Source organism: Thalassospira sp. (genome assembly GCF_002709775.1).
In the GTDB taxonomy this organism is placed as follows: domain Bacteria; phylum Pseudomonadota; class Alphaproteobacteria; order Rhodospirillales; family Thalassospiraceae; genus Thalassospira.
In genome coordinates, this window is sequence record NZ_PAQR01000007.1 from 211,557 (window position 1) to 226,316 (window position 14,760).

A 14,760-nucleotide genomic window follows, 5' to 3' on the forward strand; every position below is an offset into this window, starting at 1 on the left:
ATTGGTTGATCCGACTAGTCTCAAGAAAAGCGTGTATGTCAATTTTCAATAGCTAGTCCGGGGTGAGAGATGTCTTTTGATCTGAAATTAGGGTTCGTCTCCGATGCAATCGGAAGGTTTTCAGATGAAACGGGTCTTAATGATGATGATGCCTTCATGTATTGGTTTTATTGTCTGATCTACGATGTTGAGTATGACGATGTCCCCTTGGATGAAATAGTAGACGGTTCTGGTGAACGGCAAACGGACATCTTTCATATTGGTGTCGATGAATCTACGCAAAAAGTAGTTGTCGATATTATACAAGTAAAAAATACTTCGGGGTTTTCTGCCAATACAGTGTCTTTAATGAAGGCAGCATTGGACTTTATATTTAAAGTAAAGAGAGCAGAATACCAAAAAATTTCCAATAAATTGTTTGTTGAAAAAATCAGCAATGTAAGGGAAGTCATTGCTGAGTATGGTAATACAAGCGTTTCTGTCCGTTGTATGTTCGTAACGTTAGGTGATGAAGAGGGGATTTCAGAAGAAGCGTTGCAAAATGCCGATAACATCCGCCGCGAGTTCGCAGAATCTCAAGTTTTCGGTGATTTTAGCTTTGATTTTGTGGGGGCGCATGAACTCAATAGGCTGATGAATTTGCGTCGAAACCAGAAGAGAACCATCAACTACAATTTGCCCATTGTATATGATGCAAACCGTGCGTCTGTAGTCGAGTTTGATGCTGCCGGGGTCAAAAGTCTTCTATGTACGGTTAGTGGTATCGAGTTGGCTAAACTTGCTCAATCCGAGCCTAGGGATGCGGTGTTCGATGCCAACGTAAGGGGAAACCTTGGGCTTGGTGGTCAAGTGAACAAAAATATTCATGAGTCTTCAACAGTGGAGGACAAGTCAAAGCTTTTCTGGTTCATGAATAATGGGATAACAATGGTATGCGACCATTTTGATATTGTTAGAGATCCAGATAGCCCGAGCGTTAAAATAAAAAACCTTCAGATAATCAACGGGTGTCAAACTACGTCTTCCATTCGATCGGCTTACGAAGATGGCGTTTTGCGTGGAGAGGTTAAACTTCAGGTCAAAATATACTCTTCAAACGACGAGTCGTTTGTTAATAATGTTGTGATTGCAACAAATAATCAAAATTCCATTAATACACGAGATCTTCATGCGAACGACGAAATACAGCAGCTTATACAGCAAAAAATTCACGAAGAATTTGGTTTGTTTTATGAGCGAAAGCGTGGCGAATCTAAAAGCGCTAGGGTTTCTCCAAGTGACGTAATTAAGTTGGAGAAGGCAGGTCAAGCGTACCTTGCCGTATTCTTGAGGCAGCCAACCGTAAGCCGTGCTCAGAAATACAAAGTGTATTCTAACGAGCTATACAGTGACATCTTTGGGAAAGCTAAGCCTTCTCAATTAGTATTGGCGCATGAGTTGTACAAGTTTTGCGATGTTCGTGGTCGTAGGGCATATCGTGAATTGGCGGACTCGGATCCGACAAGAAGTATTCTCAACTACGGCGTATTTCACATAACTAGGGTTCTCTGGTGGTTTATTGAGCAAGATGACGAAATGTCCGCATTACCAATTTTGGACTTGGTCAATTTAATTAGATCAGATGACGAGAAAATTGAAAAAGCATACGAAAAAGCAAAGAACGAAATGCAAATGATGTTGGTTGAAAATGCTGAGCCACTGGTAAACTTAAATAACTATTTCAAAAAATCACAGTCTCAACAGGATATTAACCGAAGGTTGAAGAAGAAATTGGAAGTAAATGTCGAATAGATGTTCGACATTTACTTTGGTTGGCTGCCACTTTAACGATCCGTAAGCACCAGCTTTAGGCCCATCAGAACAAAGGTGCCGGCAAAACTTTTGCCGATCCAGGCCATGACCTTTGGTCGTTCGATAATGTGGCTGCGAAGTGCGCCTGCAAAGCAGCCATAGACCACAAACACCGCAAATGTCATTGCCATGAAGATAAGGCCGAGCAGGGTCATCTCAAGTGTTGTCTCGGGGGTGTTAGCGCTAACAAACTGTGGCAGGAAGGCGAGGAAGAAGACCGAGAGTTTCGGGTTCAGCAGGTTGAGCAATATCCCGTCGCGGATGATTTTAAGAACGCCCGCAGCACTTTCATTGGCGGTGACTTTCATCGCACCCGTCCCGTGCCACATGCCCCAGGCCATATAAAGCAACCAGGCCACACCGAGATAACGCACAATTTCAAAGGCAACCGCGCTGGCATGCAGCAGGGCGGCGAGGCCAAGGATGCTGGCGGTCATGTGTGGCACGATGCCAAGGGTGCAGCCAAAGGCCGCCCAGATGCTTGCTTTCATGCCGCGCCCAAGTCCAAGGGCAAGAGTATAGATCACGCCGGTGCCGGGCAGGGCGACGATGATGAGGGAGGTTATCAGGAAGTCGAGGCTGATCATGGTCCATCCGTTCGTTTGACTGTGTTGCCCTCAATCTACGGATGGTGAGCCAAGCATTCTTGAACGGAATTGCAGGACGTGCAGATGGGGTAGTTCGTGCGGATCGCCCGCGCATAGCGGCCCGGTGTCAGGCCAAAGGCGCGGACAAAGTGGCGGTTGAGGTGGCTTTGATCGGCAAAGCCCGCGGCACTCGCGATATAGGCAAGCGTTTCGCCCGATTTGATCATGGCGCGTGCCAGATCAATGCGCCGCTGGATCAGGTAGGCGTGCGGGGTAAGCCCGGTGGCCCGGGTAAAATTGCGCAGTGTTTGAAATTTGCTGAGTCCTGCGGCGTCTGCCAAGTCATCAAGGCTGTGGCTAAGTGTTGGGCTGTCATCAAGCAACGCCTTGGCGCGTTTGATCCGGGCGTGCGCAACGGCGGTGCCCGCGCTTGATTTTGGTTCGGGCTCGCCCGGTGAAATCATGGCGTGATGAAGCATCAGCAACAGCATTTCTTCACGCCGAAGCGCAGCAATTTCTTCCGATCCATTGGTGATGGCATCAAACAATGCGCCAAAGCATTGCCGGACTTCCGGGCTGTCCATCACGGGACGGGCGAACTCGTATTGATCGGTCGCAGCGTCACTAAGGTCGTGTGCTGCCTGCGCAATTAGGGCCGGGTCAAAATACAGCATGTTCCAGCCGCGCGGCCCATCGCCAATCGGATGGCCGTCATGGACTTCGCGCGGATTGACCGTGATGATATTGCCAGCCCCGGCTTCGACCATGCCGCGCCCGGATAGGGATTTTTGCGCACCGGAATACATGAAGCCGATGCCAAACGCCTCGTGGGTGTGTTTGGCAAAGGAATGGCGTGTTTCGGCCATGACGGCTTCAACACCCAAACAATCATGGGCAACGATTTCGACCTTGTTCATCGGCCAAAGGTGGCAGTGTTTGGCCCGTTTGGCAATGCGCGATACGAGTTCGTGCGCGTTATGATGATCGCTGTGGCGGCATGCGTTCGGGAAGGCTTCGCTCCGACCCGCTGCCCATGGCATGTGGCCCCAGCAATTCACGCAATCCGCCCAAGCCATCAACGTGATTGGCAATCACACGCGTCACGATCAGAAGCGGGACGGCAACCAGAATGCCCATCACACCCCACATCCAGCCCCAGAAAGCCACACCGAGCACAATCGCGATCGAGTTGATGCGAAGCCGATTGCCAACAAGGGCCGGGGTGATGATCTGGCCTTCAAGGGCGGTAAAGGCGAAATAAAGGGCAGGGGCCAGAAGCGCCTCGGCCGTGGTCTGCATTGAAACAAGCCCGACAACAGCAACAATCGCCACCCCGGTCAGCGCCCCCAGAACCGGCACATAATTCAGAACCGCCGCAACAATCCCCCATAGAACCGGGTTGGGCAGGCCAATCACCGCCATCAGCGTGCCAATGACAATACCCAGCACAATATTGATCGCCGAGATGGTGGCAAGATAGCGCGAGACTTCGCGTTCAATATCATGGGCAATGCGCAAACCCTTGCGCCGGTCGCCAAAGGTCGGCAGGGCACGCACCAGTTTCTCGTAAACCAGATCGCCAGCGGTCAGGATAAACAGCAGCAACACCAGCATCATCGCGATCCCGGCAAGAATATCGGGCGCACCCTGTGCGGCCTGACTGATCAGGTTGGGCTCGGTCACGACGACCTTTTGCACATCCTCATCACCATCATTCTGTTCGGTTGCTTCGGTCACCTGCTGCTGGGCATCGCGGAGCTTATCAAGCGGCTCGCTGAGGTCTGCCAGACGTAAACGCAGGCGTTGCTCGATCTGCGGGGCTTCTTCGATCCAGCCTGATACCGGCCCGCTCAGCCCGTAAATCCCGGCAATGACCGACGCACTCAGAGTCAGTGCAATGGCAAGCGCACTGATCGCGCGAGGAATGCGAAACCGCGCAAGTGTGCGCACCAGTGGCGAGAAGACAAGCGACAGCAAAAAGGCCAGCACAACCGGCAAAAGCAGGCTTTGCGCAATGTAAAGACAGCCGAGAAACAGAATGCCAAACGTCCCGATCACCGAGATCGTCCGCGCCCGGCGATAAACAAGCGCCCGCGATGTCCGCATCCGGTCCTCGGATGTCGTGCCGCGACTGCTTGGCGTTGCGGTGTCGTTCTCTGTATTGCTGGTGTTGGTACTGGCGGGATCATTCCCGGCCACGGGCGTTGTCATGCAGAAGCTCCTGCTTGGACGGGACAAGGCCCGCAGATAAAGGTCTATCTGCGTTAAACGTTCTGATCGGAACAAGGTTCCGTCAGCTATGTGAGGAGGATCAGTGTTGGATCAGGCGTGGATCAGCTCTGAGAGCAGGGTGCCTCAGGCATCAATCGCCGGTTCCTGCAGCTGCAGCTCGCGGGCGATGATCACGGCCTGGGTACGGCTATGGACCGAAAGTTTGCGCAGGATGGCCGATACGTGGGCCTTGACGGTCGCCTCGGTAACATCAAGCTCATAGGCGATCTGCTTGTTGAGCTTGCCTTCGGTCAGCATGTTCAGCACACGCAATTGCTGCGGTGTGAGCTGGCCGATCTTTTCGGCCAAACCGGTTGCCTCATCATCGGCCGGGCCGTTTTCCATGGCTTCACGTGCCCAATCGGGCATCCACATGCCACCATCAAGCACGGTCTTGACCGCAAGGCCGATCTGATCAACCGGGGCTGATTTTGGCACAAAGGCCGACGCACCATATTCTATGGAGCGCCGCACGACCGGGAGTTCCTGACTGGCCGAAACGATGGAAACCGGAATGTCGGGATAGGATGCGCGCAGGGTAAACAGGCCGGTAAAGCCGTTCATGCCGGGCATATGCAGATCCAGCAGGACAAGGTCGATATCGCCCTTGTGAGCTTCGACCTGATCGATGGCTTCAAAAAGGCTTCCGGCTTCGAGGACCGATACATTTTCCAGTTCTGAGCTCAAGGCCTGTTTGAGTGCTCCGCGTACGAGCGGATGGTCATCGGCGATCAGAATCTGGAAGTTATCGGACATTGGCCATGTTCCCCTGAAAGTTATCGTTCCCCGACAGGTCGCAATTATTCTATCCCGATCAATCGGAACTCACAAAGAAATAGGTGAGAAAATGTTGGGATATTTTGATTTGGGTGTGGATGCGACCCGGTTGGCGCCAATCTGCATCGAAGGTTTTGTCTGGAAAAACGGGCAGAAAGGTTGAGGGAAACCAAAGATCACTCTCGCCCCACGAAATGTGAAACCTTGGCCCCCCTCGCGCCACCGTTTGAGAGTATGCCCATTAAAATCGGTGCCGTAAACTCCGCATTTGAGGAAAAATGAAATTTATCCTATCAGTGATATCACTGACCGAAATTCAGTACTGAAACACCACACTGCAATGCGAAATTGGCGAATTTATACAATCCGTTCCAAAACCGCGCAGCCCAAGGAAAAAAGGACACCTCAATGTCTGAACAGCCGCAAGTGATCCGTCGCGAAGACTATAAGGAACCTGACTTTATTGTCGAAAAGGTCGAACTGGTTTTTGACCTTGATCGGGACGTCACAAATGTCAAATCGCGCCTGTTTATGGCTGCGAATCCTGTGCGCGGTACCGGCAAGGGCGACGAAGTTTTCCTGCATGGCGAGGATATGAAGCTGCTTTCCGTGACACTCGATGGTGCGCGTCTGGCTTCAAGTGATTTCAGTGTCGATCAGGAAGGTTTGCGTTTCAAGGCACCAAGCGAAACCTTCATTGCCGAGCTTGAGACCCAGATTTCACCGGCCAACAATACCCGCCTTGAAGGGCTGTATGTTTCGCAAAGTGCGTTTTGCACCCAGTGCGAGGCCGAAGGCTTCCGACGCATCACCTATTTCCCGGATCGCCCGGATGTCATGGCGACCTATAAGGTCACGATCAATGCGAATAAGGAAAGCTGCCCGGTTCTGCTGTCAAACGGCAACCTGATCGATAGTGGCGATCTGGAAGGTGGCCGTCATTTCGCGGTGTGGGAAGATCCGTTCCCCAAGCCGTCCTATCTGTTTGCGCTGGTGGCCGGTGACCTCGCCTGTGTTGAAGACAGCTTCAAGACCATGTCGGGCCGGGATGTGGCGCTTCGTATCTTTGTCGAACATGGCAATGAAGATCGCTGCGACTATGCGATGGACAGCCTCAAGCGATCCATGAAGTGGGATGAGGAGGTCTATGGCCTCGAATACGATCTTGATCTGTTTAATATCGTCGCGGTGTCTGATTTCAACATGGGCGCAATGGAAAACAAAAGCCTCAATGTTTTCAACGCCAAGTTTGTTCTGGCACGGCCCGATACCGCGACCGATGTTGATTATGAACGCATCGAATCCATTGTTGCACACGAATATTTCCATAACTGGTCGGGCAACCGTGTAACTTGCCGCGACTGGTTCCAGCTGTCGCTGAAAGAAGGCCTGACCGTTTTCCGCGACCAGGAATTCTCGGCCGATCAACGCTCCCGCCCGGTACAGCGCATCAAGGACGTCAATGCCCTTCGCGCGGCCCAGTTCCCCGAAGATGGCGGGCCGCTGGCCCATCCGGTACGCCCGGACAGCTATATGGAAATCAACAACTTCTATACCGCCACGGTCTATGAAAAGGGCGCGGAACTGATCCGCATGATGCATACGCTGCTGGGCCCGGATGACTACCGCAAGGGTATCGACCTTTACTTTGATCGCCATGACGGGCAGGCAGTGACCTGTGATGACTTCGCCAAGGCAATGGAAGACGCCAATGGTGCGGACTTCACGCAGCTCAAACTCTGGTATTCACAGGCCGGTACACCGAAACTCGGCTGGCAGGGCGAATATGATGCGGATGCCAAACAATACCGTCTGACCATCACCCAGAAAACCGACCCAACCCCGGGGCAGCCAGACAAAAAGCCACTGCATATGCCGATTTCAATCGGTCTTCTAGGGGCAGATGGTTCTGATCTGGTGGCGAAAACGGTCGAACTCACCAAGGAAAGCCAGGAATTCGTCTTTGACGGCGTCTCTGAAAAGCCGGTGCTGTCCTTTAACCGGGGATTCTCCGCACCGGTCAACATCACCACCGATCAGCCTGATGACGAACTTGTCTTCCTGATGGGCAATGACAGCGATGCCTTTAACCGCTGGGAAGCCGGGCAGAAATACGCAACCCGACTGATGCTGTCGGTCATTGCGGCGTATGAAGCAAATGGCGGCGATGTCGATTCTGCCTTTGCCGGCGAGCAGGACCGGGTGGACGCCTTTGTCGCTGCGATGCGCGCAACGCTTATCAATGACGATCTTGATAAGGCGTTTCGTGCTGATGCGCTTGTCCTGCCGGGCGAGGCATTCCTGTCTGAACAACGCAGCCCCGCCAATCCCGAGGCGATCTATCAGGTCCGCACGGCCCTTCGTAAACGCATCGGCCAGGCGCTTGGCGATGATTTCGCCAACACCTATCACCAGAATGCGTCAAATGCGGCCTTTACCCCGGATGCGGCATCGGCGGGGCAGCGCGCCTTGCGGGCAATGGCATTGGCCTATCTGGTGGCAAGCGGTGCGGATGAATATGCCGATATCGCTGCCGCGCAATATGGCTCAGCCGATAACATGACCGATCAGATGGCAGCCCTTTCGGTGCTGAATAACCTTGATCATCCGGGCCGTGGAACTGCACTGTCCGATTTCGAGGAACGCTTTGCCAGTGATGCGGTCGTGCTTGACAAATGGTTCTCGCTGCAGGCCATGTCATCGCGTGACGATACCCTGGCGCGCGTCAAGGATCTGATGAGCCATCCGGCCTTTACCATGCGCAACCCCAACAAGGTGCGCGCTTTGATCGGCGCCTTTGCCATGGCCAACCCGCGTCATTTCCATGCCAAGGACGGCTCGGGTTATGAATTCTATGCCGATCGCCTGATCGAGCTTGATGACATCAACCCGCAGGTCGCAGCACGCCTGTGCTCGCCGCTGGGTAAATGGGCGAAATATGATGCGGATCGGGCGGATAAGATGAAGGCGGCCCTGAACCGCATCCTCGCCAAACCGGAACTCTCGCGCGATCTGTATGAAATCGCATCGAAGTCGGTTGCAAGCTGATCACAGGACCAGTTGAACATGACAAAGGGCGGCACCGCAAAGTGCCGCCCTTTATTGTTGCGCATTCTGATCGAAAGGCTGATCAGGTCAGCTTCATCCGCTCGCTGAATTCGCGCATTTTTTCTGACAGGTTGCGCGCCACTTCCGAAAGGTTGTGGCTTGCTGTGTTCAGGTCATGGGCGTTGCGGCCCGTTCCCTGTGCCCCGTCATTCACAAACGTGATCATTTCATCCATTGATCCGGCACCGGCCGCAATCCGCTGCACGTTTTCGGAAATCTCGCCGGTTGCGCGGCGCTGCTCATCCACCGAATGGGTGATGGTCGACTGAATGTCGTTGACCTGATGAATGACCTCGCCAACCGTGCTGATCGACTGCGCAGCCTTTTGCACTTCCTGCTGAATGGCCGCGGTCAGATCACCGATCTGTCCGGTCGCATTCGCGGTCTGATCGGCAAGCGATTTGACCTCGTTGGCTACCACGGCGAAGCCCTTGCCAAGTTCGCCAGCACGTTCGGCTTCAATCGTTGCGTTAAGCGACAGAAGCTTGGTGCGGTGCGCAATATCGTTAATCAGATCAATGATTGATCCGATCTCGGCACTGGCCTTTTCAAGCGATCCGATATTGCGCTGGCTTTCCTCGGCTTCCTCCCGTGCCCGTCCGGTCACGTTGGATGCCTCGGTTGCCTGACGGTTGATCTCGGCAATCGAGGATGAAAGTTCTTCGACTGCCGTGGCAACGTTCTGGGTGTTGGATGCAGCGTCACGCGATACCTCCAAAGCACTGCCAGATTGCTGCACGGTGTTTTCCGACTGACTTGTCAATTCGTTGGCAAGGCTCAGCAACCCCTCGGACTGTTCGGTCACGGATTGCGCGACACGGGCGACCTCGGCCATCATCTCGGTGACCGCGATCTTGCTTTCCTCGCGCTCACTGACATCGTTCCAGGCCAGCATGGTGCCCAAAAGGACATTGTCCTTGTCGCGCACAGGGGCTGCCAGAACATCCAGATAGCCACGCTCGGTCTGTATGATCTCGGAGAACGGCAGGTTGTTCGGGTTGGCAAGCTTGGTTTGGAACTCCGCCCCAAGATGGAGGAAATCACCCGAAATCGTTTCAGTCGTGCCGCCAAGATAGTCCTGCGCACTAGCATTAAGGTAGCTCAGCTTGCCATCAGGCAGGATCATCGCCGTCATGGTCGGCGTGTTTTCGACCATGTTTTGCAGGATCATGGCCTGACGCACCGATTCACGAAGCGCAATCAGCGCCTTTTTCATCTCGCCGATCTCGTCCTTGCCGACATCGGGCAGGGTCACGTTGGTGTCCCCGTTCGAGATCGAGGTCATCGCACGGGCAAAGGCACGCAGGTTGCGCAAGACCGTGGTCCGCAACAGGATCCAGCCGACAATCCAGCCCGCCAGAAGCACGCCGACCAGGATCTCGATCGACAGCAACCGCAGACTATCGGTCTGGGCATAGAAGTCCGACACATCGCGGTCAAAGCGGGCCTCGGCCCAGACGCCACCACGGCCATCGCTGATGACAACGTCGACTGCTGCGCGGTGTGTCCCGCCGACATCAGCCGGTTTGGCTTCGCCCTCAGGTGCCTCAGCACTTTCCGCTGGTGCTGCAGCATCGGCATTTTCCGCGGCGGCATCACCGGCGGGAGCGGCTTCGGCTTGTGCTTCTGCCGGGGCCTCAAGGCTTTCAAACAGAACCGTGCCGGAATTATCAAGAATCTGGAAGTTTCCGCCCAGAACCTTGCCGATGCCTTCAAGCTGGGGCAGGGGATCGGTAATGACTTCAAGGAAGCCGACCGCACGGAAACCACCCACCGGCAGGATCAGGCTAAAGACCGGGCGCCCGTCCGGGGTCGCCCACATAAAGCTTGCCGGTTTGCGGGCTTCGGCCTTTTCGCGACCGATCAGAAAGGCTTTGACGTCGGGATTATCCGTAACGCTGGCGCCAAGATTGGCATCCGACGTGGCCAGTTGATTGAATTCCTGATCATAGGAAACCGCATCAAGAAGGTTCACATCCCCCTGAACCACTTCACGCGCATTCGACAGGATATTGAGCTCGGCCTTCATGCGGGTTTGGTCATTTTCCTGATAGCTTTTGACCAGACTGCCAAGGCGTGACCATTCATTGGCGATGGGGGTGATTTTGTCGGCATAGTCGGCGGCAATACGCGACCCGACAAAGAAATTGACTGTACCACTGACTGAATTGTTCAGCGTTTCAATCGCAAAGTTGCGATAGGTGTCACCGGTCCAAAGCAGCATCCATGTAACAGCACCCGAAACCAGTAACCCCGTTACAAGCAAGATTCGCCGTAACGTCAGAAGGCTGGTAGCGCCCCCTGCAATAGCCGTCTTCGCGGCCTTGTCTCCCGTCATATTCGTCACTCCAGAGCAAACCGTGTTTATTTTTGTATTGGTTCAGTTGGCTCGCGTCGCTCCCGTTCACACCGCTACTTCTATGAGTAGTTTCCCTGATCCAAACAGAGCTTGATCTGGAAAACAATCCCTTAGTTCGCTGTTCTTGAGGATAGCTGCGGCTTACAGCCGGTTCGAAATTGTCTACAATTTCGAAATTCTCGTTTTGGTTGGGGGGCTTAGCCCCGATTTGCGAGCGCGTTTTCGACGCATTAAAATTTTTTCTGCGAATGTGTGTGATAATCGTTTGCATTTGCAAAATCGATGCTCTATGACTGTGTTTGTCAAATGCAGACGACAACGTCGTTTGTGACCGGCCATCAGGCTGACATGGCGTGCCTGATGGCTTCTATCTTCGGGACTCTCTCTCCCCGAAGGTCGATCTCTCTCACTCGAGGGGGCTGGTATCCGGATCATTGTGCGGGACAATGCCGGGGAACATACCAGTCCCCCTTTTTTTATCCAAAACGAACGATCCATATCGACCACCACTTGGCAGGGCACGAGCGGTGCGGTTGCAGGTCTGCGCACGGCTTTAGCGTTTTATAAAGGTGCTGGCGGTTAAAAACGCAGGGTAACTTTGATGTCGTGAAGGATGGCCAAATCCATGGCTGGCGAAGACCACACCAACAAACCTGATTTGCGCGCAACCCCGGAACCGCAAGGTGATCCGGATGCCGGGCAAAAGGATGCACCACTTCCGGCCTTTATCTATGGCCGGGACGGGCAGGGTGACGGCAACGCACGCGGGGGCAAGAACCCCGGTGATCGGCAAAACCTTAATGCACGGATAGCGGATATGGATCGCAAAACCCTTCTTGGCCTGGTCACGGGCGCCGGCATGCTGGGCCTTGTCTTGTTCTTTGCTGGCATGCTGGTCGGCGCAGGCCTGTTTATGGATTCTGATGATGCGGCCCGCACCACGCAAACCGAACAGCCACAAGTCGAAATGCTGGCCTCCGCCCCGGAAGAACCTGCCGTGATCGAAGAGGCAGCCCCCGAGGCCTCTGAGCCGGCCACCACCCCGGAATTAGCCGCGGATAGCGACGATCCGGTCGGTGATCTGATTGCCCAGCGCACCGAGGCCCTTGCAGATGATGCTGCCAACAGCGAAGAGGCGGCAACTGAAGCAACGGAGACCGCAGAAGAAACCGCGGCCGAAGCAACTGCTTCAACCGAAATCGCTGCACCTGAAATCCGCGACGTGACCGGTACGACCGATGATGCGCCCGCCGCACCGGCGGCCCCGGAAGCACCGGCTGTTGATAGCGCACAGGATAGCGCCGCAACCGAGGCGACCGAGGCAGAAGCCGAAGAACCGGCCGCACAAGAAACCGAAACCGCCGCAGCACCGGAACCGGCCCCGTCGGTTCCATCTGCTCCGGCGACTGAGTCTGCTGCGAATGCTGACAAACCCTTCTCGGTTCAGGTCGGCGCCTTCAAGGTGCATGAAAATGCCAGCCAGCGGGCAGAGGAACTGCGCGGCGAGGGACTTGAAGTCGCTGTCGTCGTTCGTGGTCCGGAAGATGAAGGTGCCTGGTATTATGTCCGCATCGGATCATACGCCACGCTCGCTGCTGCGCGTGACGACGCAGCCAAGATCAAGGCCGATCATTCGCTTGATGGCTTCCCGGTCCGGGCAGAGCCGAACGACCGCGTGGTGAATTGATGCGCGGGAACGGTTAACGCACACACTTTATATACAGTGATGTCAGAATGCAGAGCGGGGTGGTCATAGAGGCCACCCCGCTTTTCTATTGGGCTTGGCGCCTTCAATTGCCAAATTCATCTCATCGGGTTTGTTTTTGTCATCTGATTGGGGCATTCTACTTGCCATCCTCGGACAAAGGCGCTACGCGCTAGGTTCGCAAACATCAGATGGGCAGCCGCATGTTTCGGACGGCTGCAAAGCAAGACAGGATGGCCGAAAGCACATGAGCACGCACAAGGATTTCCCGAACCTTCATATTCTTGATCATCCGCTGATCCAGCATAAGCTGAGCCACATGCGCAAGGTCAGCACCTCGACCAAGACTTTCCGTCAGTTGCTCAAGGAAATCGCCCTTCTGATGGGCTATGAAATCACCCGCGAGCTTCCTGTCAGCTTCGAAGACATCGAAACCCCGATCTGCCCGATGAAGGCGCCGGTCATTCAGGGCCGCAAACTGGCGGTCGTGCCGATCCTGCGCGCCGGTTCGGGCATGGCCGATGGCCTGATCGAACTGATGCCCTCGGCTCGCATTGGTCATATTGGCCTTTATCGCGATCCGGAAACCCACATGCCGGTCGAATATCTCGTCAAACTGCCGGAAGTTGAAGGCCGTACCTTCATTCTGGTCGACCCGATGCTGGCAACCGGCAACTCGGCAGTGGCAGCGATCGATACGCTCAATAAATATGGTGTGGCCGACAAGGACATCCGCTTCATGGCGCTGGTCGCAGCACCTGAAGGTGTCAAAGTCTTTCAGGACGCGCACCCGGATGTGCCGATCTTTACCGCCGGCCTTGATGAGAAGCTCAATGAAAAGGCCTATATTGTGCCGGGCCTTGGCGATGCCGGTGACCGTCTGTTCGGGACGCGCTAAACCACGTGATCAAAGCCGATGCTTTTGCATTAAGAAAAGGGTGCCGTTTGGCACCCTTTTGTTTTTTGATCTGATCGGGTTTGCGATCAGCCTTTCGGCGACACCGTAATATCGACCACCGATCCGGCAAAGGAACCGCCGGTAAGCTTGATGGTCGCAACCCGATTTTCGCGGTCATAGACCAGAACCGAAATATCGGCACGCACCACGGTCACCTTGCTCCAGCCGAAATTGGGCATTTCGCGCTCATAGAAATCATACATCTGTGCCTGCGAGCCACCGGCATTCAGGACAAGACGTCCGTGCCAGGCATCGGATGCGCCAAAGATGATGCTTCTATCCATATCCAGTGACGAATTGGACGGCATCGGAATATCGGTAAACTGTGTGAAGGACGGACCCGGTTGGCCACCTTTGCCATCACTACTGCCCGTACCCGTGTTGGGCACAAGATTGGTGCCAGAGCACCCGGCAAGAGAGAGCCCCGCAAAGGCGGCGGCACATATAAGATATTGTCGCAGTCTCATCATCTTCCTTCGGTCCCCTGATGCCCATCGTCTAAGAGGGGTATCTCTATCTCGCCTTATCATCGGGCGATAATGTAAAGGAAAGGTTCACATATTCGCTTTTGCGGCATTTTGCGGCCTTACCCGGATCCGATGCCCGTAAGGGCAAAGCGCGCTTTGAACTATCAGGGGCAATATGACGTTGCGCATTGCACCAAATCAAACGGTTTTGCCCCTGATTTGACGATCTACGAAGAATCACAGCTGCTGCGATCAGGTCTTTTTCGAATCATTTTGATCCGGCGCAATGTTTTTTGGCTTCTAAAAGCCTAGGCTTTAGGGGCTGTTTTCAGGGCCTTTGCGGGATTTTTCAACCACGGGTCTTCGGTGTAATGCTGTCTGACTGTTATGGTTGGATATGGCTTTTTGGCTATCGCCTTGAAAAACAACAGTATTTATAAAAATGCCGATTAAATGCACTTTTTTCCGAAAAAGGTGTTTACAGGTTTGTATTGGGGCCCTATAACCCGCCTCCACCGACGGGGTGCGGCGCTAACGAGACGGCGACGCGGAACGGACGGTTCGGGGCTTCGGCCCCGGAGTTCTTTGACATTGTAGATCAGAAGGAAGGGATGCGCGGGCAGCGTTATGGCGCTAAAGTCTGTGCATCCTGGAGACGACGGATCGATTTGGTTTAG

General features: G+C 54.2%; 10 protein-coding genes. 4 read left to right on the plus strand and 6 right to left on the minus strand.

The window, feature by feature from the left end:
- The first annotated feature begins 69 nt into the window (after window positions 1–69).
- Complete coding sequence (locus CMO10_RS04130; protein WP_297018999.1) at window positions 70–1,791, plus strand: AIPR family protein; 1,722 nt, start codon at window positions 70–72, stop codon at window positions 1,789–1,791.
- Window positions 1,792–1,823: 32 nt separating this feature from the next.
- On the opposite strand, the gene CMO10_RS04135 is transcribed toward CMO10_RS04130, so the two are convergent.
- The 4 genes from CMO10_RS04135 to CMO10_RS04150 form a co-directional block, all read right to left on the minus strand.
- Window positions 1,824–2,438, minus strand: a complete 615-nt coding sequence (locus CMO10_RS04135) for a LysE family translocator (RefSeq protein ID WP_297019000.1) — start codon at window positions 2,436–2,438, stop codon at window positions 1,824–1,826.
- 35 nt (window positions 2,439–2,473) lie between these two features.
- On the minus strand, window positions 2,474–3,478 hold the full coding sequence (locus CMO10_RS04140; RefSeq protein WP_297019001.1) for an AraC family transcriptional regulator: 1,005 nt from the start codon (window positions 3,476–3,478) through the stop codon (window positions 2,474–2,476).
- Window positions 3,414–4,649: an AI-2E family transporter gene (locus CMO10_RS04145; RefSeq protein ID WP_297019002.1), complete on the minus strand. Its 1,236-nt coding sequence runs from the start codon at window positions 4,647–4,649 to the stop codon at window positions 3,414–3,416. Before CMO10_RS04145 ends, CMO10_RS04140 begins: the two co-directional genes overlap by 65 nt.
- Before the next feature lie 144 nt (window positions 4,650–4,793).
- On the minus strand, window positions 4,794–5,465 hold the full coding sequence (locus CMO10_RS04150) for a response regulator (protein ID WP_044826673.1): 672 nt from the start codon (window positions 5,463–5,465) through the stop codon (window positions 4,794–4,796).
- 429 nt (window positions 5,466–5,894) lie between these two features.
- Between CMO10_RS04150 and pepN the strand changes: the two genes are divergently transcribed.
- Window positions 5,895–8,534 carry an aminopeptidase N gene (pepN, locus tag CMO10_RS04155; RefSeq protein ID WP_297019003.1) on the plus strand — a complete coding sequence of 880 codons (2,640 nt, stop codon included), beginning with the start codon at window positions 5,895–5,897 and terminating at the stop codon, window positions 8,532–8,534.
- An 82-nt stretch (window positions 8,535–8,616) separates the two neighbouring features.
- On the opposite strand, the gene CMO10_RS04160 is transcribed toward pepN, so the two are convergent.
- The gene (locus CMO10_RS04160; protein ID WP_297019004.1) at window positions 8,617–10,818 is read right to left on the minus strand and encodes a methyl-accepting chemotaxis protein; all 2,202 of its coding nucleotides are present in this window, start codon (window positions 10,816–10,818) and stop codon (window positions 8,617–8,619) included.
- Window positions 10,819–11,578: 760 nt separating this feature from the next.
- Between CMO10_RS04160 and CMO10_RS04165 the strand changes: the two genes are divergently transcribed.
- Both CMO10_RS04165 and upp read left to right on the plus strand, forming a co-directional pair.
- The gene (locus CMO10_RS04165; RefSeq protein WP_297019005.1) at window positions 11,579–12,640 is read left to right on the plus strand and encodes an SPOR domain-containing protein; all 1,062 of its coding nucleotides are present in this window, start codon (window positions 11,579–11,581) and stop codon (window positions 12,638–12,640) included.
- A 265-nt stretch (window positions 12,641–12,905) separates the two neighbouring features.
- Window positions 12,906–13,556 carry a uracil phosphoribosyltransferase gene (gene upp, locus CMO10_RS04170; RefSeq protein ID WP_044826678.1) on the plus strand — a complete coding sequence of 217 codons (651 nt, stop codon included), beginning with the start codon at window positions 12,906–12,908 and terminating at the stop codon, window positions 13,554–13,556.
- Window positions 13,557–13,642: 86 nt separating this feature from the next.
- On the opposite strand, the gene CMO10_RS04175 is transcribed toward upp, so the two are convergent.
- On the minus strand, window positions 13,643–14,086 hold the full coding sequence (locus CMO10_RS04175) for a hypothetical protein (protein WP_297019006.1): 444 nt from the start codon (window positions 14,084–14,086) through the stop codon (window positions 13,643–13,645).
- Window positions 14,087–14,760 lie beyond the last annotated feature (674 nt).

What these genes read in the sequence shown, in the direction of transcription:
- CMO10_RS04130 (WP_297018999.1), top strand. Translation starts at nt 70, where the DNA reads ATGTCTTTTGATCTGAAATTAGGGTTCGTCTCCGATGCAATCGGAAGG.
- CMO10_RS04135 (WP_297019000.1), bottom strand. Translation starts at nt 2,438, where the DNA reads ATGATCAGCCTCGACTTCCTGATAACCTCCCTCATCATCGTCGCCCTG.
- CMO10_RS04140 (WP_297019001.1), bottom strand. Translation starts at nt 3,478, where the DNA reads ATGCCATGGGCAGCGGGTCGGAGCGAAGCCTTCCCGAACGCATGCCGC.
- CMO10_RS04145 (WP_297019002.1), bottom strand. Translation starts at nt 4,649, where the DNA reads ATGACAACGCCCGTGGCCGGGAATGATCCCGCCAGTACCAACACCAGC.
- CMO10_RS04150 (WP_044826673.1), bottom strand. Translation starts at nt 5,465, where the DNA reads ATGTCCGATAACTTCCAGATTCTGATCGCCGATGACCATCCGCTCGTA.
- pepN (WP_297019003.1), top strand. Translation starts at nt 5,895, where the DNA reads ATGTCTGAACAGCCGCAAGTGATCCGTCGCGAAGACTATAAGGAACCT.
- CMO10_RS04160 (WP_297019004.1), bottom strand. Translation starts at nt 10,818, where the DNA reads ATGCTGCTTTGGACCGGTGACACCTATCGCAACTTTGCGATTGAAACG.
- CMO10_RS04165 (WP_297019005.1), top strand. Translation starts at nt 11,579, where the DNA reads ATGGCTGGCGAAGACCACACCAACAAACCTGATTTGCGCGCAACCCCG.
- upp (WP_044826678.1), top strand. Translation starts at nt 12,906, where the DNA reads ATGAGCACGCACAAGGATTTCCCGAACCTTCATATTCTTGATCATCCG.
- CMO10_RS04175 (WP_297019006.1), bottom strand. Translation starts at nt 14,086, where the DNA reads ATGATGAGACTGCGACAATATCTTATATGTGCCGCCGCCTTTGCGGGG.